This is a genomic window from Demequina activiva, from assembly GCF_016862815.1.
Classification (GTDB): Bacteria; Actinomycetota; Actinomycetes; order Actinomycetales; family Demequinaceae; genus Demequina; species Demequina activiva.
Genome location: NZ_BONR01000004.1, coordinates 64,436 through 81,263 on the forward strand (window position 1 = coordinate 64,436; position 16,828 = coordinate 81,263).

General features: G+C 72.6%; 17 protein-coding genes. 6 read left to right on the forward strand and 11 right to left on the reverse strand.

Annotated elements, in window-relative coordinates; translation table 11 throughout:
- Positions 1 to 4: 4 nt before the first annotated feature.
- Genes Dac01nite_RS09375 through Dac01nite_RS09385 form a run of 3 tightly spaced genes read left to right on the forward strand, consistent with a single transcriptional unit; the run spans position 5 to position 4,810 of the window.
- On the forward strand, positions 5 to 1,591 hold the full coding sequence (locus Dac01nite_RS09375; RefSeq protein WP_203656288.1) for an ABC transporter ATP-binding protein/permease: 1,587 nt from the start codon (positions 5 to 7) through the stop codon (positions 1,589 to 1,591).
- On the forward strand, positions 1,588 to 3,207 hold the full coding sequence (gene cydC / locus Dac01nite_RS09380; RefSeq protein WP_203656291.1) for a thiol reductant ABC exporter subunit CydC: 1,620 nt from the start codon (positions 1,588 to 1,590) through the stop codon (positions 3,205 to 3,207). Before Dac01nite_RS09375 ends, cydC begins: the two co-directional genes overlap by 4 nt.
- Positions 3,200 to 4,810: a sensor histidine kinase gene (locus tag Dac01nite_RS09385; RefSeq protein ID WP_203656292.1), complete on the forward strand. Its 1,611-nt coding sequence runs from the start codon at positions 3,200 to 3,202 to the stop codon at positions 4,808 to 4,810. Before cydC ends, Dac01nite_RS09385 begins: the two co-directional genes overlap by 8 nt.
- On the opposite strand, the gene Dac01nite_RS09390 is transcribed toward Dac01nite_RS09385, so the two are convergent.
- From Dac01nite_RS09390 to Dac01nite_RS09435, 10 genes are all read right to left on the reverse strand, one after another.
- Entirely contained in the window at positions 4,807 to 5,424 is a 618-nt protein-coding gene (locus Dac01nite_RS09390; protein ID WP_239066603.1) for a response regulator transcription factor, read from the reverse strand. The two genes, Dac01nite_RS09385 and Dac01nite_RS09390, sit on opposite strands and share 4 nt — an antisense overlap.
- Positions 5,425 to 5,490: 66 nt before the next feature.
- Positions 5,491 to 6,414 (reverse strand): bifunctional DNA-formamidopyrimidine glycosylase/DNA-(apurinic or apyrimidinic site) lyase, encoded by a 924-nt coding sequence (mutM, locus tag Dac01nite_RS09395; protein WP_203656293.1) that lies wholly within the window; start codon positions 6,412 to 6,414, stop codon positions 5,491 to 5,493.
- A 10-nt stretch (positions 6,415 to 6,424) separates the two neighbouring features.
- Positions 6,425 to 7,144: a ribonuclease III gene (gene rnc / locus Dac01nite_RS09400; RefSeq protein ID WP_203656294.1), complete on the reverse strand. Its 720-nt coding sequence runs from the start codon at positions 7,142 to 7,144 to the stop codon at positions 6,425 to 6,427.
- A 30-nt stretch (positions 7,145 to 7,174) separates the two neighbouring features.
- The gene (rpmF, locus tag Dac01nite_RS09405) at positions 7,175 to 7,369 is read right to left on the reverse strand and encodes a 50S ribosomal protein L32 (RefSeq protein ID WP_203656295.1); all 195 of its coding nucleotides are present in this window, start codon (positions 7,367 to 7,369) and stop codon (positions 7,175 to 7,177) included.
- 2 nt (positions 7,370 to 7,371) lie between these two features.
- Positions 7,372 to 7,845: a YceD family protein gene (locus tag Dac01nite_RS09410; protein WP_239066604.1), complete on the reverse strand. Its 474-nt coding sequence runs from the start codon at positions 7,843 to 7,845 to the stop codon at positions 7,372 to 7,374.
- A 221-nt stretch (positions 7,846 to 8,066) separates the two neighbouring features.
- Positions 8,067 to 8,546 (reverse strand): pantetheine-phosphate adenylyltransferase, encoded by a 480-nt coding sequence (gene coaD / locus Dac01nite_RS09415; protein ID WP_203656297.1) that lies wholly within the window; start codon positions 8,544 to 8,546, stop codon positions 8,067 to 8,069.
- An 85-nt stretch (positions 8,547 to 8,631) separates the two neighbouring features.
- Positions 8,632 to 9,183: a 16S rRNA (guanine(966)-N(2))-methyltransferase RsmD gene (rsmD, locus tag Dac01nite_RS09420; RefSeq protein WP_203656298.1), complete on the reverse strand. Its 552-nt coding sequence runs from the start codon at positions 9,181 to 9,183 to the stop codon at positions 8,632 to 8,634.
- Between the two features lie 22 nt (positions 9,184 to 9,205).
- Positions 9,206 to 10,453, reverse strand: a complete 1,248-nt coding sequence (locus Dac01nite_RS09425; RefSeq protein ID WP_203656299.1) for an AGE family epimerase/isomerase — start codon at positions 10,451 to 10,453, stop codon at positions 9,206 to 9,208.
- Between the two features lie 78 nt (positions 10,454 to 10,531).
- Positions 10,532 to 12,772, reverse strand: coding sequence for an ATP-dependent DNA helicase RecG (locus Dac01nite_RS09430; RefSeq protein WP_203656300.1), 2,241 nt, complete (start codon positions 12,770 to 12,772; stop codon positions 10,532 to 10,534).
- Positions 12,769 to 14,268: a DAK2 domain-containing protein gene (locus Dac01nite_RS09435; RefSeq protein WP_203656301.1), complete on the reverse strand. Its 1,500-nt coding sequence runs from the start codon at positions 14,266 to 14,268 to the stop codon at positions 12,769 to 12,771. Before Dac01nite_RS09435 ends, Dac01nite_RS09430 begins: the two co-directional genes overlap by 4 nt.
- A 211-nt stretch (positions 14,269 to 14,479) precedes the next feature.
- Here Dac01nite_RS09435 and rpmB point away from each other — a divergent pair, with 211 nt between their 5' ends.
- Positions 14,480 to 14,671: a 50S ribosomal protein L28 gene (gene rpmB / locus Dac01nite_RS09440; protein WP_203656302.1), complete on the forward strand. Its 192-nt coding sequence runs from the start codon at positions 14,480 to 14,482 to the stop codon at positions 14,669 to 14,671.
- Between the two features lie 100 nt (positions 14,672 to 14,771).
- Here rpmB and Dac01nite_RS09445 read toward each other — a convergent pair whose 3' ends face one another.
- Positions 14,772 to 15,734 (reverse strand): thiamine-phosphate kinase, encoded by a 963-nt coding sequence (locus tag Dac01nite_RS09445; protein WP_203656304.1) that lies wholly within the window; start codon positions 15,732 to 15,734, stop codon positions 14,772 to 14,774.
- 87 nt (positions 15,735 to 15,821) lie between these two features.
- On the opposite strand from Dac01nite_RS09445, the gene Dac01nite_RS09450 reads away from it, so the two are divergent.
- Entirely contained in the window at positions 15,822 to 16,304 is a 483-nt protein-coding gene (locus Dac01nite_RS09450) for a hypothetical protein (protein WP_203656307.1), read from the forward strand.
- Between the two features lie 10 nt (positions 16,305 to 16,314).
- A complete protein-coding gene (locus Dac01nite_RS09455; protein ID WP_203656309.1) occupies positions 16,315 to 16,776 on the forward strand; it encodes a DUF3515 family protein in 462 nt (153 codons plus the stop codon).
- Positions 16,777 to 16,828 lie beyond the last annotated feature (52 nt).

Here is a 16,828-nt window from a genome sequence, read left to right on the forward strand (position 1 = left end):
CCGCGTGCGTCCCCTCGACCCACGGCTGATCGCACGCATCGGCCCGGCCCGGCGGTACGTGGTGGTCACGGCCGTGCTCGGACTCGCGACCGCCGTCGCGATCGGGCTGCAGGCCTTCGTGATCGCTCGCCTGCTGGGCCCCGTGCTCGCGCCGGCCCCGCTCGTCGCCGATGGCCTGGGGTGGCTGGGCGCCGTGGTGCCCGTGAGCGCCCGCGAGCTCGGCACCGGGGTGGCATGGCTGCTCGCCATCGTCGCGGCCAGGGTGGTGCTGACGTGGACCCAGGAGCGCTTGGCCCACCGCGCTGGCGTCGCGGTGGTGGCAGAGCTGCGCGGCAAGGTGGTGCGCCACGCCGCCTCGCTCGGGCCGCGCTGGGCCGCGTCCGGCGAAGGCGCCCAGGTGACGACCACCGTCACCCGAGGGCTGGACGGGCTGCTGCCGTACTTCGTGCGCTACCTGCCCCAGCTGCTGCTCGCCGCCACCGTGACGCCGCTGATGCTGCTCGTGGTGCTCGACCTCGACTGGATCTCGGCTGCCATCATCGCCGCCACTGTCCCTCTGGTGCCGGTCTTCATGGTGCTGATCGGTCTGCTGACGCGCGAGCGGTCCGCACGGCACCTGGAGGCGATGGCGCGCCTGTCCGCACGCACGCTGGACCTCATCACCGGGCTTCCCACGCTGCGAGCGCTGGGGCGGCACCGTGGCCCGGCGGCTCGGGTGCGCGAGCTGGGCGACGCGCAGCGCCGCGCCACGATGGGCTCGCTGCGGGTGGCGTTCCTGTCCGGCATGGTGCTCGAGCTGCTGACCACGCTCGCGGTCGCCCTGGTCGCCGTGACCCTGGGCTTCCGCCTCGTGTACGGCGAGGTGGGCGTGGAGACGGCGCTGGCGGTGCTGGTGCTCGCGCCGGAGGTGTACCTGCCGGTGCGCAACGTGGGCACGCACTTCCATGCCTCTGCGGATGGCCTCGCGGCGGCCGATGCGGCGTTCGAGGTGCTCGAGACGGAGCCCGTGCGTGTGGGGGGCGACGCGCCCGCTCCCGATCTCGCGGGCGCCACCCTGCGGGTGGACGGACTGTCGGTCGCGACCCCGGATGGGCGGCGCCTGGCGCCGGCGGCACTCACCCTGGAGGCTCGGCCCGGCCAGGTCACGGCTCTCGTGGGCCCCAACGGCGACGGCAAGACCACCGCTCTGCTCGCGCTGCTCGGCCTGCTGCGGCCGGATGCGGGCGACGTGGCGGCGACCCCTCCAGGCGGGGACCGGGTGCTGCTCGCCGACGTCGACAGCGAGCGCTGGTCCCGCCAGTGCGCGTGGGTACCGCAGCGGCCGGACCTGGGTGTCGAGGGACGCACCATGAGCCTGGGCCAGCGCGAGCGTGCCGCCCTCGCGCGGGCTCTCGACTCGGACCGTCCGGTCCTGGTGCTCGACGAGCCCACGGCGCACCTCGACCACGCCTCGCGCGCGGAGGTCGTGGCAGCGATACGCGCCGCCGCGCAGTCCGGACGCACCGTGGTGGTCGCGACCCACGAACGTGATCTCATCGAGGCGGCCCACACCGTGGTCGAGGTGCTGGGCGAGCCGGTGGTGCGGCGATGAGCGCGTTGCGACGAGCCCTCGACGATGCGGCCATCCCCCGTGGACGCGCAGTGCTCGCTGTCCTCACCGGCACGGCGGCGCTGGGCTCCGCCGTAGGCCTTGCTGCGGTGGCGGCGTGGCTCATCGCGCGGGCCGCGGGCATGCCCTCCCCCGCTGAGCTCGCGGTCGCGGCCGTCGTGGTCCGGTTCTTCGGCATCGGCCGCGGGCTGTTCCGGTACCTCGAGCGCCTCGCGTCTCACGAGACCGCGCTGCGAGGCGTCGTGTCCTTGCGCGTGCGGGTCTACGAGCGGCTCGCCCAGGCACCCGCCGCGCGGGTGCTTCCCCTCAGCCGGGGCGAGGTCATGGCGCGACTGGGAGCCGACATCGAAGCCGTGGGCGACGCGGTGGTGCGGGGCCTGGTGCCCGTGGCCGTGGCCGTGACCGTGTCGAGCATCGCGGTAGGGATCTCGCTCTTCCTGGTGCCTCTGGCGGGCGCCATCCTGGCCGCGTGTCTGCTGGTCGCAGGGCTGGGCACAGCAGGGCTGACGCTGCGGTCCGCCCGGGCCGCGGCGCGGGCCGCGGTGACGGCCGATGCGCGGGTCACCGAACGCGCCCTGGCGGCGGTGGAGGGCGCGGCCGAACATCGAGTCTGGGCCACGTCCCACGCCTCGCACGAGGCGCTCGCCGCAGCGGAGACCGACGCCGCCGCGGCCCACGAGGCCGCGGCGCGTCCCGCAGCGCTCGGCGCAGCGGTGCAGACGCTGTCCGCCGGAGCGGCCCTCGTGGGCTCGATCGCGGTGGCCGTCACCCAGGCACAGGGGGGATCCATCGGCCCCACCACCGCGGCCGTGGTGGCGCTGCTGCCTCTGGCGGCCTTCGAGGCCGTGGGCGCGGTCCCCGCGGCTGTGACCCAGCTGTTCCGGTCGAGCGAGGCCGCGCGGCGCATCGAGGAGCTGGCCCCGGTGATTGAGGCGCCGCCATCGACCCCGCACAAGGCCCCCCAGAGCGTCGTGATCGAGGCCCACGATCTCAGCGCTGCCTGGCCGGGGATGACGCCCACCAGGGCCGTCGACCTCACGGTCGCGCCGGGCGAGGTGGTCGCGGTGGTGGGACAGTCCGGCATCGGCAAGACCACCCTGCTCGCAACCATCGCGGGCGCTCTCGCGCCCGCCAGCGGCACCGTGACGGTCGCCGGCGAGACCTCCAGCGACCGGCACCTGGGGACCAGCGTGGCGATGACTCCCGAGGACGCTCACCTGTTCGGCACCACGGTGATGGAGAACCTGCGCGTCGCGCGCGGCGACGTCTCGCCGAGCGAGGCCATCGCCGCGCTCGACGTCGTGGGACTCAGCTCATGGCTGACGACCTTTCCTGCCGGGCTGGACACGGAGCTCGGCTCCGGCGGAGGCACCGTGTCCGGCGGAGAGCGTCGGCGTCTCCTGCTCGCACGCGCGCTGCTCGCGCCCCAGCCCGCGCATCTGATCGACGAGCCGGGCGAGCACCTCGACGCCGCCGGTCGCGACGCGCTGCGCGCGGTTCTGGAGCGGCTGCGCGCTGAGGGCCGTAGCGTGGTGATCGTGACTCACGACCTCGCCCTCGTCGACGCTGCGGACCGCACGGTGAGCCTCGATGCCTGACGCCGCCACCCGTGCGCATGCCCTTGCCCAAGCCGTGATCACGCTGAACAGCGAGCTCGAGCTGCCTGCCGTCCTGGATGCGCTGCTGGACTCCGCGACCGAGCTCACGGGCGCGCGTTACGCGGCGATCAACGTGCTGGACTCGCGGGGACACTCCATGCAGTTCCACCACCGTGGCATGCCGGAGGGCGTGGGCGAGCGGCTGGGGCGTCCACCGGAGCCCATCGGCGTGCTGGGGCAGATCCCCGCAGAGGGCACCATCGCGGTGCACGACGTCGCCCAGCACCCCGCGCGCGTGGGCCTGCCCGCGGGCCACCCGCCGCTCACCACCTTCCTGGGCGCCTCGCTGCGGGTCCGCACCCACGTGTTCGGTCAGCTGTATCTGGCGAACAAGGATGGGGACTTCACCGACGAGGACGACCGGGCGATTCGCGCGCTCGCGGCCGCAGCGTCCGTCGCGATCGATCACGCGCAGCTCTACGATCTCGCGCTGACGCGCGAGCGGTGGCTCGCGGCCGCGCAGCGCATCACGACGCACCTGCTCACCGACGAGGACCCCGAGGAGGGCTTGCAGGCCATCATCGACACGGCCCTGGAGCTCTCGAGTGCGCGCACCGCCGCACTGGTGCTCCCCGGCGTCGAGGACGCGTGGATCATGGAGGTCACCGCCGGCGACGGCGCGCACGAGCTGCTCGGGCTGCGGCTCCCGGAGGACGGCACCGGGATGTCCGTGATCCGTTCAGGCGAGGGCCTGTTCGCTCCGGAGCCGCCCGGCGCCAGCGTGCTCGAGCCCATCACCTCCTACGGACCGAGCCTGTACGCACCGCTCGTCACCCAGGGACGCACCGTGGGGCTGCTGATGCTGTGGAGGGCCCGCGGCGCTCAGCAGTTCGACGCGGGCGACCTCTCGGTCGCGCTGCGCTTCGCGAGCCAGGCCGCTCTCGCGCTGAGCCTGGCCGAGCTCAGCCACGTGCGGTCCGTGGGCGCGCTCCTGGAGGAGCGCACCAGACTCGCCGATGACCTGCACGACTTCGTGTCCCAGGAGCTGTTCGCCACGGCGATGCAGATCGAGGCGATGTCGGACGAGGCCGAGCCCGCGCTGGCCGAACGTCTGCGGGGCACCCTCGAGCATGTCAAGCGCGCTCAGCACGAGGTGCGCGGCGTGATGAGCTCGCTCGCCGGTCAGCGCAGCACCGAGCCCATCGCGGATCGCCTGCGCCGCGAGCTGCTGCTGGCACGGGGCTCGCTGGGCTTCGAGCCGTCGGTGGCCGCGGACTGGCCCGACCTCGACGCGGCCGTCGTGGGCGACCCCTCGCTCGCGGACGATCTGGTGGCGGTCACCCGAGAGCTGATCTCCAACGTCGCCAGGCACGCGGGCGCGCGCGCCGTGCGCCTCGAGCTCACGGCCGGCGACGGACGAGTCCAGGTGCGCGTCGAGGACGACGGCATCGGCCCAGCTGGGGCGACCCAGCGCCACTCGGGCACGTCCAACCTCGCCAATCGCGCGATCCGCCGCAACGGCACCTTCAGCATCGCCGAGCTCACGCCGGGCGCCGAGCGACCAGGGTGCGTCGCGGTCTGGAACGTGCAGGCGGCCGGCTAGCGGCGAAAGGACTGAGCGCGCCGCTGCGTGGCCCAGGCGACCACCTGGGTGCGCCGCTGCAGGCCCATCTTCGCCAGGATGCTGGTGACGTGGTTCTTGACGGTCTTCTCCGCGATGCCCAGCGAGTCCGCGATCTCACGGTTGGACTTGCCCTCGCCCACGGCGCTCACGATCTTGCGCTCGGTGGGCGTGAGCGCAGCGATCGCGTCGTCCTCATGGACCTGGATGTGCTGACCGTGCTCACGACCCGAGGCGGCATCACGCACCGCCTTGAGCAGCTCAGCCGAGCCGGCGGTCTTGGCGATGAACGCGTCCGCCCCCGCGGCGCGCGCCGCCGCCTTCGCGTCGTCATCGTCATAGCTGGTGAGCACCACGATGTGGGTGTCGGGGTGCTGGCTGCGCACATGAGCGATCACGTCCAGGCCCGTGCCGTCCGGCAGGCGCAGGTCGGACAGGAGCACATCCGGACGCACGGCGTCCGCGCGCCGCACCGCCTGCGCGACGTTCGCCGCCTCCGCGACCACCTCGATGCCCTCTGCGCGGTCGAGGATGTCGCAGATCCCTCGCCGCACCACCTCGTGGTCGTCGAGCACCAGCACTCTCACATCAGCCATAGCAGGCATCGTAGCGGCGTGGACCCGGGACCCCCTGCTCCTTTGGTCCCGAGACCGCCGCTTGTCTCATGCGCGGGGCGAGAAGCGCCGCTGGCAGGTGGCGCACCAGTGCGTCGAACGTCCGCCGATGCTCGCCCGCCGCAGCGCTCTGCCGCACCGCGAGCACGGCTCGCCTGCGCGCCCGTACGCCTCGAGCGAGCGCGAGAAGTACCCGGACTCTCCGTTGACGTTGACGTACAGCGCGTCGAAGCTCGTCCCGCCCTGCGCGAGCGCTCGCGACATCACCGTGCGGCTCGCGTCGAGGAGCTCGCGCGCCTGGCGGAGGCTCACCGCGCTCGCGGGCCGCTCCGGGTGCACCCGCGCCGCCCACAGCGCCTCGTCCGCGTAGATGTTGCCGATGCCGCTGACGAGGGTCTGATCGAGCAGCACCTGCTTGATGCCGCGGCTGCCGCGGCGCCAGGCGCGGGTCGCCGCGGCGACGTCGAGATGAGGGTCGAGCGCATCCCGTCCGATGTGGGCGACCGAGCCCGGCACGGCCGCGAGGTCCGAGCCCGCTCCCCCGGCCTGCGCATCGGCCGTCGGCACGAGCGGCTCCACGTGGAGGTAGCCGAACGTGCGCTGGTCCAGGAAGTCCAGGGTCAGGGACCTGCCGTCGCGCTCGAGGTGCAGGCGGGCACGGCAGTGCGCGTGCGGCTGCGGCGCCTGCGCACCCTCGTGCACGCGGAACTGGCCTGACATCCCCAGGTGCGCGGCGAGCGCCTCGGCTGGCTCTGGCTCGTGAGCGTGGAGGAGCGGCATCCACAGGAACTTGCCGCGCCTGGCCACGGACGCTATGCGCGCATCCGCGAGCATGCCGGCGAACTGGGCGGTGCCTCCCGGCAGCAGCCGCACGCAGGAGTCGCGGAGCACGTCGACGCGGCGCACGGTCGCGCCCGTGATGAGAGAGGCCAGGCCCGCGCGGACCGTCTCGACCTCGGGAAGCTCGGGCACGCGGCCGCGGTCAGTCGGTGGTGGCGGCAGCGGCGTCGAGCGCCACGATCGCGGCGTACGCGCGCTCGGCGGCCTCCTGCTCGGCGTGCTTCTTCGAGCTGCCGGTTCCGCTGCCGAAGGTCTCGCCGTCGACCGTCACCGTCGCGGTGAAGATCCGCTCGTGGTCGGGACCGGTACCCTCAGCCGTGTAGGTGGGTGCTCCCATGCCCCGCAGTGCGGTCGCCTCCTGGAGCGAGGTCTTCCAGTCGAGGGCGACGCCCGAGGTCGCCGCCGCGGCAAGGGTGGGGCCCACCAGTCGCAGGATCACCTCGGTCGAGACCTCGATGCCGTGCGTCAGGTACACCGCGCCGAACACCGCCTCGAGCGCGTCGCACAGGATGGAGTCCTTGTTCGACCCTCCGGTCGCGGTCTCGCCCTTGCCGAGGAGGATGCACGGCCCCAGCTCGAGCTCACGGGCGACCTTGGCGAGGGCCCGCTGGGACACGGATGCGGCCCGCATCTTCGCGAGCTCGCCCTCGGGCAGATCGGGGTGGTCGCGATAGAGCCGGTCCGTCACCACGACACCCAGCACCGAGTCGCCCAGGAACTCCAGGCGCTCGTTGGTGGGAAGGCCCCCCGCCTCGTAGGCGAAGGACCGATGCGTGAGGGCGAGCACCAGCAGTTCGGGGTCGACGACGACACCCAGCCTGTCCGCCAGGGCGTTGGCCGCGGCCTGCCCTGGAATGCTCATCTGCTCGCCTCCCGCATCACGCGGGCACGATCAGGCGTCGTGCTCGGTGCGCAGCGCCTCCGCGTACTGGCGGCCGTTATAGGCGCCGCACGAGGGGCACGCGGTGTGCGTCAGCTTGGGAGCCTTGCACTGCGGGCACGCAGTGGTGTTCGCAGCAGTGGTCTTCCACTGGGAACGGCGGGCACGCGTGTTCGAACGCGACATCTTGCGCTTGGGAACTGCCACGGCTAGCTCTCTTTCTCTTCAGTCAAACTCTGGAGCGCCGACCACCTCGGGTCGATCGCGTCGTGGGCGTGGTCCGGATCGTCCGCGAGCCTGGCGCCGCACTGGTCGCACAGGCCCGGGCAGTCCGGACGGCACAGCGGGGTGAACGGCAGCTCAGAGGCCACCGCATCCCGCACCACCTCCTCCAGGTCGACGGTCTCGCCGTCGAACTGGAAGACGTCCTCCGGCTCCCCCTCCTCGTCATCGGCGTGAACGTCGTCGACGGTGAAGAGACCCTGGACTGGAGCCGCGACCTGCTGTCGCACCTCGTCCAGGCATCGTCCGCACTCGCCCACGGCCTCAGCCATGACGGTTCCGGAGACCCAGATGCCCTCGGACACGGATTCGAGACTCACGTCGAGTCTCAGCTCCGCACCCTCCGGCACGCCGATCACGTCGGTGCCGAGGACCGCAGGGGCCGGAAAGGACTCGCTCACCGTTCGCTGCGTGCCTGGTCGGCGCGCGATATCCCTCATGGAGATGCGAAACGGGGAGGAAGCGGGACGCTGCGACATTCGCGACTCCCATCCTTCCGGTCCGGGTGGACCCCGGCCCGTGCTCGTTCGGCAGGACCGGCGCACTACTCTACGCGATCCACGCCCCTGCTCTCAACCTGGGCGCTCCCGCGCCGCCGGGCCGATGCACGCGCTGGACGCGCTCAGGCCTCGCGCAGCGCCGCGGTCACCGCGTCGACCACTCCGTCAGGGACGTAGGGAGCGATGTCGCCGCCGTGACGGGCGACATCGCGCACCAGCGAGGACGCGATGTGGCTGAGCGAGTTGTCGCCGGTCACGAAGACCGTCTCGATGCCGGTCAGCGAGCGGTTCATGAGCGCCATCGGGCGCTCGTAGTCGTAGTCGGCGCCGCCGCGCAGCCCCTTCACGATCGCGTTGGCGCCCCTGCGGGCGCAGAAGTCCACGAGCAGGCCGTCCACGATCTCGACGCGCACGCCGTCCAGTCCGGCCGTCGCATCGGCCGCCAGGCGCACACGGGTCTCGAGGTCGAGCAGGGGCGTCTTGGTCGAGTTGTGGGCGACGGCCACGATGACCTCGTCGAACAGCGCACCGGCGCGGGCGGCGATGTCGAGGTGGCCCAGCGTGATCGGGTCGAAGCTGCCGGGCAGCACGGCGATGGTCATGATTCGACGCTACACCGCCCGCGCCGTGGGCCCGCGACGGCGTTCCACCGAGCGAGCGCGGTGCGGTGCGGTGCCTGAGCGTCGCCTAGTCGACGTGCTGGGCCCAGTGGAGCCGCGTCTCGCCGTACTTCTTGTCGCGCACGGGCTCGAGCTCCGGCGGCCATGGCGCGTCCCCCGCGCGCGTGGCCCACTCGAGGACCACCGCTGCGCCGGGAGCCAGGTGCGTCGCGAGCGCCGCCAGTACTGCGGCGAGGTCGTCGCGCGCGATGTCGTACGGAGGGTCCAGCAGCGCCACGTCCCAGGTCTCGGTCGCGCGCGTGAGGTACGGCAGCGCCCGCTCGCGCACCACGCGCGAGCGCGAGGCCACGCCCAGGTCGCGAACATTGCCCTGCAGCACCCGGGTGGCGGCCGCCGCGGACTCGACGAACGTCGCGTGCCGGGCTCCACGGCTCAGCGCCTCGAGGCCCAGCGCACCGGATCCCGCGAACACGTCGAGCACGCGCGCGCCGCGCAGCGCGTCGTCGTGGTCGAGTCGCGAGAACAGCGCCTCGCGCACCCTGTCCGTCGTGGGGCGGGTGCCCTTGGCAGGCACCGCGACCCGTCGGCCTCCGAGCTCTCCGGCGATGATGCGCGTCACGCGGACACTCTACGCAGGCCCGTCACGCCTGGATGCGGCGCATCACCTCGAGGCACGCGCGGCCGTTGTGATACGGACACTTCCACGGGCCGATGCGGCAGCTCGACTCATGCTCGACCATGGGTCTCCGGTCGCGGTCCACCTGCGCCCACCACTCTCCCGCGGCGTGGTCGACGATGTGCGCGTCGAGGAACTCCCACGCGTGCACGGCGCTCACGAGATCCGCATCGCGCCCCGCGATCTGGAACGCGTTGAGCCATCCCACCACGCCCTCGGCCTGGGGCCACCAGTGCTTCTCCGCCGCGGTCACGCCGGTGGGGTCGCCCTCGTACATCACGCCACCGTCGGAGTCGACGCCGTGATCGCGCACCGCGTCCGCGAGCGCCAGCGCCGCGCCGCGCGTGCGGCTCTCGAGCTCGGGGCTCGCGAGACCGGCCCGCTCCAACGCCTCGTACGCCTCCCACAGCAGCCAGCTGGCCTCGATGTCGTGACCGAAGCTGATGGTGTCCACCTGGCTGGTCCACCCGCGGTCGAAGAACAGCGCACAGTGCACCCAGGGCTCGTGGCGCAGGATGTGCGAGAGGACTGCATCGAGGACGGCGGCGAGGGCCTCGCCCACGACCCGGTCGCCTGAGACGTCCAGCAGCGTCGTGAAGGCCTCCATCACGTGCAGGTTGGTGTTCATCGACTTGGGGACGTTGAGGTCCTTGCTCGAGAGCGCCATGTCCTCGAGCTCACCCCAGTCGCGGGCGTGCGCTTCGAGGTAGCCTCCGCCCTCCGTGTCCCTTGCGTGGCGCTCGAGGAGCTCGAACAGGGTCATCGCCCGCGCGAGAGCCTCGGGATCACGTGCGGCGCGCGACCATGCCGCGAGGCCGTAGATCGCAAAGGCCTGGGCGTAGACCTGCTTGCGGTCCGACAGCGGCCTGCGCTGGGCGTCGAGCGACCACACCACGCCGCCGTGCTCCGCGTCCCAGAACGCTCCCGTGAGCACGTCGAGGGCGGTGGCGCCCACGGCGAGCCAGCGTTCGCGCTGCGCCCCCGCATCCGCCCTCGCGGCCTCCGCGAAGGTCCACAGGATGCGGGCGGCGAGGACGCTGTGGCGGGGTGCGTCGGCGTCCACCGAGAGGTCGTCCCGCACGGTGCCCGCGAGCCAGCCGTGGGCGTCGAAGGCACGCTGCTCCCAGAACGGCAGGATGTTCCCTGTCAGCTCGCGCTGGGCGCGCTCGCGAAGATCGGCGAGAGCTCCGGCGGCGGCGATCGGGGCGGGCATGCGACCACGCTACCTCGCGGTCGCGCACCACCTCGCGAGGACCACGACGGGTTCAGAGGAGGTGGTGCGGGACGTCGGTCAGCCGCGCTCGAGGAAGCTCTCGCGCTCGTCTCCCAACCAGTGGTCGATCGCCGCTGCCAGGGCGGGGCTGCCGGTCAGGTCCGGATCCGCGTCCACCAGGCCGCGCGCCACGGTGCGCGTCTGTTCGATCAGCTCCGCATCCCGCACCACGCGCAGGAGCCGCAGCGAGTTGCGGCCGCCGGACTGAGCCGCGCCCAGCACGTCGCCCTCGCGGCGCAGCTCGAGATCCTTCTCCGCGAGCGCGAACCCATCCGTGGTCGATGCGAGGGCGGCGAGCCGCTCGTGCGACAAGGATCCCGGCTCGGCGCGCGAGACGAGCAGGCACAGGCTCTCGAGGTCGCTGCGACCTACCCGTCCGCGCAGCTGGTGCAGCTGCGAGATGCCGAACCGCTCGGCGTCGAGCACCACCATCATGGTCGCGTCCGGCACGTCGACGCCCACCTCGATGACAGTGGTCGACACCAGCACCGGCGCGTCGCCCGCCGCGAACGCCGCCATCGCCGCGTCCTTCTGGTCCGTGCTCAGGCGGCCGTGCATCACGCCGATGCGCACGCCTGCGAGCTCCGGACGCTCGGCGAGCATCGCGGCCGTCTGGGCCACGGACGCCAGCGGAGCCTTCTGCTCCGGCGGACCGTCGAGTGCGAGCGCGCCCTCGGTGGTGACCGTCGCCTCGGCGGTCGCGTCGTCTGCCTCCGGCTCGTCCTCCGCGTCGATGCGCGGGCACACGACGTACACGCGCCGGCCACTGTCCACCTCTTCGCGCACCCGCGCCCATGCTCGCGTGAGCCAGGCGTCGTTGTCGGCAGGGACCACGTGCGTGGTGATCGCCGCGCGGTGCGCCGGCTTGTCCGTGAGCAGCGAGGTCTCGAGATCTCCGAACACCGTCATCGCGACGGTGCGTGGGATGGGGGTCGCGGTCATGACGAGCATGTGCGGGGGGTGCTCGCCGCGGCCGCGCAGCGCATCCCGCTGCTCCACGCCGAACCGATGCTGCTCGTCCACGACCACCAGACCCAGATCCGCGAACTGCACTCCCTCGCTCAGCAGCGCGTGGGTGCCGACCACGATCCCGGCGGCGCCGGACGCGGCCTCGCCCAGCGCGACGCGCCGAGCCTTCGAGCCCTGCGAGCCGGTCAGCAGCGCCAGCCGGGTCGCTCCGTCGACACCGCCCAGCATCCCTCCGTGGGAAAGCGATCCCAGGAGCTGCTCGAGCGTCCGCAGGTGCTGGGCCGCGAGCACCTCGGTGGGCGCCAGCAGGGCCGCCTGGCCGCCGGAGTCGACCACCTGGAGCATCGCGCGCAGCGCCACCACGGTCTTGCCCGCTCCCACATCGCCTTGCAGCAGGCGCATCATGGGAGTCGAGCTCGCCAGGGCCTCAGCGATCTCCTTCCCCACGGCGCGCTGCGAACCCGTGAGGGGGAACGGCAGGCGTGCGTCGAGCGCGTCCACCAACCCACCATCGCGTGGGGGCCGTGGCACGGCCGCGAGCGCCTCGCGGGCCGCGCGACGCCGCGCGAGGGCCGTCTGGAGCACCAGCGCCTCCTCGAAGCGCAGCCGGTCGCGCCCGCGCCGCCAGTCCTCGTCCCGTTCGGGCACATGGACCAGCCTCAGGGCCTCGAGAAGCGTGGGCAGGCCGCGCTCGTCGCGTACGTGGGCAGGGAGCGGATCGGGGACGTCGCCATCGGCGAGCGGATCGAGCACTGCGCGCACGGACCGGCCGATGCGCCAGGTGGGCACGCTCGCGGCCGCGGGGTAGATGGGGATGGGGCGCGACGCCTCGAGCATCGCCTCGTCCTCGTCCGCGGCATCGACGCCCACCATCAGGTAGTCGGGATGCGTGAGCTGGCGACGCCCGCGGTACTCGCCCACGGTCCCCGTGAACAGCCCCGTGAGGCCCGGCCTGAGCTTCGACTCGTGCATGCGCAGCACTCCCGCGCGCTTGGCGAAGAACGTCAGCTGGAGGCTGTCGCGCCCGTCGCTGACGACGGCCTCCAGCATCGCCCCTCCACGGCTGCGCATGCTGCGCACCTGAACCTGGCGTACCTGCGCCATCACCGTGACGTGCTCGCCGGCGCGCAGCGCAGCGATGTCCGTCATCTCGCCGGGACTGCCATAGCGGCGTGGGTAGTGGCGCAGCAGATCCTCGACCGTCTCGAGCCCCAGCTTGCCCAGACCTGCGGCGGTGCGGGAGCCCAGGACCTTCGCCAGCGGCTCGGCGAGTCTGTCAGGCGCGCTCACAGCGTCCGCTCGACCCCGATGATCACGGGTGGCGCCGCCTGCTCGCCACGGTAGACGTTCAGGTCCGCCAGCGGCGCGGCGGCGTGGACGGAGAGTCGCACCGAGTCCGCGACGGCGTCCGGCACGCCCGCACCGAGCACCAGCGACACCACCTCCGTGGAGCGGTCGATCATCCGGTCGACGTCGTCGTCGAGAGCATCAGGGGTCGACTGCCCCACCGCGGTCGCTTCCACGGCACGCGCCATCTCCGTCGCGACGTCCTGGCCGGGCGTCACGAGTGCGGCCGCGGCCACCGCCGCGATCACGTGCGCCTCGTGCTGGGCCTCGAGCACCGTGAGCGAGGGACGACGCCGCTTGCGTTCGAGCGCCTGCGCGGCGGCCCGCAGGGCCGGGTGGCCGGCGACGACCACCGCGGACACGCCCGAGGCATCCTTGACCGCGCGTCGCAACGAGCGCTTCTTGAGCGCGGTGGGATCGGGCACCACCAGCACCACCGCGCCGGCGTCCGCGAGGGGCTCGGCAAGCCCGGGGCACGACGTGAGAGCGACGATCCCCGTGGTCGCCCGGTCCAGCTCGTGCGCGACGCGGACGTTGCGCACGACGATCTGCCGCGCCCGCGACGCGATTCCGCGCTCGACTGCGAGGTGCGGCTCGTCCGTGTGCACGTGGGCCTGCCAGAGATCGTGCGCTCCCGTCACCGCCACCGAGTCCCCGATGGTCTCGAGCTCCCCGGTCAGCGCGTCGCGGATGTCGGCCTCGGAGCTCGTCACGAACATGACCTCGTAGGCGCCACCGGACAGATGCGCGGCGTCGTGCATGCGCAGGGCGCCGCGGTCCGTGATCTCCCACTCGACCTCGTCCAGCGCCGCGAGGGCGTCCGGGCCTGCGAGGGTCTCGGCCAGCATCTCCAGCTGGAGCGCCAGCCCCGCTGCGCCCGCGTCCACCACGCCCGCCTCGTGCGCGCTGGGGAGCTGATCGTGAGTCCGTGCAAGCGCGGCTCGCGCGGAGATCACCGCCGCCACGATAGTCGCCTCGCGACGCGAGCCCAGCGCCACGGCATCGGAGGCGCCCTTGGCCGCGGCACGCGCGACGGTGAGGATGGTGCCCTCGACCGGCGAGCTCACGGCGCGGTAGGCGGCATCCGCGGCGAGGTCCAGCGACTGAGCGATCTGCTGCGCGTCCACGTTGCCCAAGCCGCCGCGCTCGTCGATCGCGGACAGGAAGCCGGCGAGGTACTGGCTCACGATCACTCCCGAGTTGCCGCGCGCCCCCATCAGCGCGCCGCGCGCGAAGGCCGCCACCACCTCGCGGTGCGTGGCGTCCGCGCTGAGCTTCGCGACGGCGCGATTGCCCTCCTGCAGCGTGAGGTACATGTTGGTGCCAGTGTCGGAGTCCGGCACCGGGAAGACGTTGATCGAGTCCAGGCGCTCGCGCGCCTGCTTGACCGCGCGCACGCCCGAATCGAGCCAGCGCCGCAACTCCGTCGTCTCCGCCATCAGTCCTCTCCCGAGCGGCCCGGGAGGGCCTGCTGAGGCCCTATCGTGTCATGAGGGCCAGACAACCTCTGGGCGAGCGGCGCTGAGCCGAGCGCGCGGTTTGCTCACAGGGGTGTGCGTCGGATACCCTAGTGCGGTTGCCTGATCTCAGGCTGTCAATCGTGGCGCCGCCCACTCGGGGCTGTGCGCAGGTAATTTTAGGAGAACTATCGTGGCTGCCAACTGCGACGTCTGCGGCAAGGGACCGTCCTTCGGTCACTCGATCTCGCACTCGCACCGCCGGACCAAGCGTCGCTGGAACCCGAACATCCAGCGCGTGCGCGCCGTCGTGGCGGGTACCCCCAAGCGTGTGAACGTCTGCACCTCCTGCCTCAAGGCGGGCAAGGTCCAGCGCGCCATCTGACCTGGCGCCTCTCACCAAGGCCGATTCCCCTCGGGGAGTCGGCCTTTGTGCTTGTCCAGGGCCGTCAGCGGCAGCCATGCCTGCGGCGCGATGAGGCACCTCACCCCTGAGGAGTGCCGCTGTCGAAGTGATCCCAGCCGCGACTGGTGGGCTCCGCGCCATCCACGAGCAGGCGCGCCTGGCCCTCGTGCGCCTCGCCCACGATCGTCCAGCCCTGGGGGACAGCCGAGGCGCGCGGGAACGTCGCCAGCATGTGATGGTCCTCGCCACCGGTGAGCGCCCAGGCGAGCGCGTCCGGGCCGGCTCCCAGCGCATCGGCCGTGCGCGTGGCGGCCGGGTGGACGGGCACCAGTGCGGAATCGATGGCCAGCTCCAGCTCCGAGGCGCGCGCCAGGCGGCCCGCGTCTCGCACCAGACCGTCGGACAGATCCATCATGGCCGTCGCGCCGTGGAGAGCACCCTCGAGTCCGGCGCCGATGCGCGGTCGCGGCCGCAGGAAGAGCTGCACCGCCTCCTCGTCCACGCGCAGCTCGCGCGCGAGCTGCTCGTACCCCGCACGAGCCGCACCCAGCGCTCCGGAGACCGCGACCACGTCTCCGGCGGCAGCATCGGCCCTCGTGATGGGCTCGGTGCCGTGAGTCTCGCCCAGCGCGGTGACGGACACCACGATCTCGCTCGCGCCGGACAGGTCTCCTCCCACGACTCCGACGCCGTGCGGCTCGCACGCCTCCCGCAGTCCATCCGCAAGGCCCAGCACCCAGTCCACGGGTGTGCTGGCGGGCGCGCACAGCGTCACCTCCAGCGCGGTCGGGACCGCACCCATCGCGTCGATGTCCGCGAGGTTCTGCATCGCGGCGCGCCACCCCACGTCCGCCCCGGTCGACCACTCGCGGCGGAAGTGGCGGCTCTCCACCAGCACGTCGGCACTCACCACCAGATGCCCGTCGACGGCCAGCACCGCGGCATCGTCGCCCGGACCCAGGATCTCCGCATCGGAGGCGGGCAGTCGCGGTGCGAAGAGCGCGATCAGCGCGTCCTCGTCCATGTCTCCGATGGTCGTCATGGCACGAGCCTACGGCGGGCGCACGCCTGCCCTGCACGGCGCCCCGCGCACCGGGCCGTACCCTTGTCCTCGACCTCGGGAGGATCGATGACACGCCTGTTCGAACGGCTGGACCGCCTGGCGGCCGGCCGGCAGGCCAGCACGCGCGTGAGCGCCGATGCGCTCGGACATCCGCGCATCCGCCTCACCTTCCGGTGGGTCCTGGCGATGCTCGTCGCGCTGGTGGCGATCGCGGTCGCGACCGTCGCCACCGCGGCATGGCTGGACGAGCACGGGGAGGACGTCGCGCTGATCGGATGGATGCGCGGCGTGATCGGCCTCGTGCTGTCGACGACGCTGTTCTACTTCTGGCTGCGCGCTCGCGACGGATACGTGTGGGCGTGGACGCGGCTCACGCTGTTCTCGAAGATCTTCCCTCTCGTGACGCTCGCGATCGCCGCGGTGCCAGCCCTGCTGCCGGTCTGGATGGTCACCGAGCAGATCGTGTTCTCGATGGTGATGCTCGGGATGGCCTGGGCTCTCGACTCCCGCCGCATGCGCACCGCCTTCACCGCCCCCGCGGCGAATTAGGCTGGGCCTCATGTCTCGTCGCGCCCTGCTCACCCTCGTCGCGGCGTCTGCACTGGCGCTCTCCGGCTGCGCTCATCCGCTCGTGGTCGATCCTGCCCCGTACGCGGCGGACCCGGACTGCGCAGAGGTGATGCTCGCCGTTCCCACCGCGGTGGGCGGCCTGGAGATGCGCGGCACCACGTCGCAGGCGACGCAGGCGTGGGGCAGCGAGTACGAGATCGTGGCGCGCTGCGGCGTCGAGCCACCTGGCCCCACCACCGAGCGGTGCGTCACCGTGGAAACGCCCGCCGCCTCGGTGGACTGGCTGGTGAGCGAGACGGCCGATGCACGGGTGGCGGTCACGTTCGGCCGCTCCCCCGCGCTCGAGCTCACCGTTCCCACGGTGCGCGCAGACGAGGCCGTGGGCGACGTCCTCGCGGAGCTGTCGCCCGCAGCGGCACGCGCGCCCTCCAACGGGCTCGAGTGCAGCTGACCGTCACTCGCCTCAGAAAACTGGGGGTAGCGCGGGATACCGTGCGCGGTAG

Excerpts from the sequence above, each read along its gene's own strand:
- Dac01nite_RS09455 (WP_203656309.1), top strand. The coding sequence starts at position 16,315 with ATGTCTCGTCGCGCCCTGCTCACCCTCGTCGCGGCGTCTGCACTGGCG.
- Dac01nite_RS09385 (WP_203656292.1), top strand. The coding sequence starts at position 3,200 with ATGCCTGACGCCGCCACCCGTGCGCATGCCCTTGCCCAAGCCGTGATC.
- Dac01nite_RS09390 (WP_239066603.1), bottom strand. The coding sequence starts at position 5,424 with ATGGCTGATGTGAGAGTGCTGGTGCTCGACGACCACGAGGTGGTGCGG.
- Dac01nite_RS09425 (WP_203656299.1), bottom strand. The coding sequence starts at position 10,453 with ATGCCCGCCCCGATCGCCGCCGCCGGAGCTCTCGCCGATCTTCGCGAG.
- coaD (WP_203656297.1), bottom strand. The coding sequence starts at position 8,546 with ATGACCATCGCCGTGCTGCCCGGCAGCTTCGACCCGATCACGCTGGGC.
- rnc (WP_203656294.1), bottom strand. The coding sequence starts at position 7,144 with ATGAGCATTCCAGGGCAGGCCGCGGCCAACGCCCTGGCGGACAGGCTG.
- cydC (WP_203656291.1), top strand. The coding sequence starts at position 1,588 with ATGAGCGCGTTGCGACGAGCCCTCGACGATGCGGCCATCCCCCGTGGA.
- Dac01nite_RS09435 (WP_203656301.1), bottom strand. The coding sequence starts at position 14,268 with ATGGCGGAGACGACGGAGTTGCGGCGCTGGCTCGATTCGGGCGTGCGC.
- Dac01nite_RS09450 (WP_203656307.1), top strand. The coding sequence starts at position 15,822 with ATGACACGCCTGTTCGAACGGCTGGACCGCCTGGCGGCCGGCCGGCAG.
- Dac01nite_RS09445 (WP_203656304.1), bottom strand. The coding sequence starts at position 15,734 with ATGACGACCATCGGAGACATGGACGAGGACGCGCTGATCGCGCTCTTC.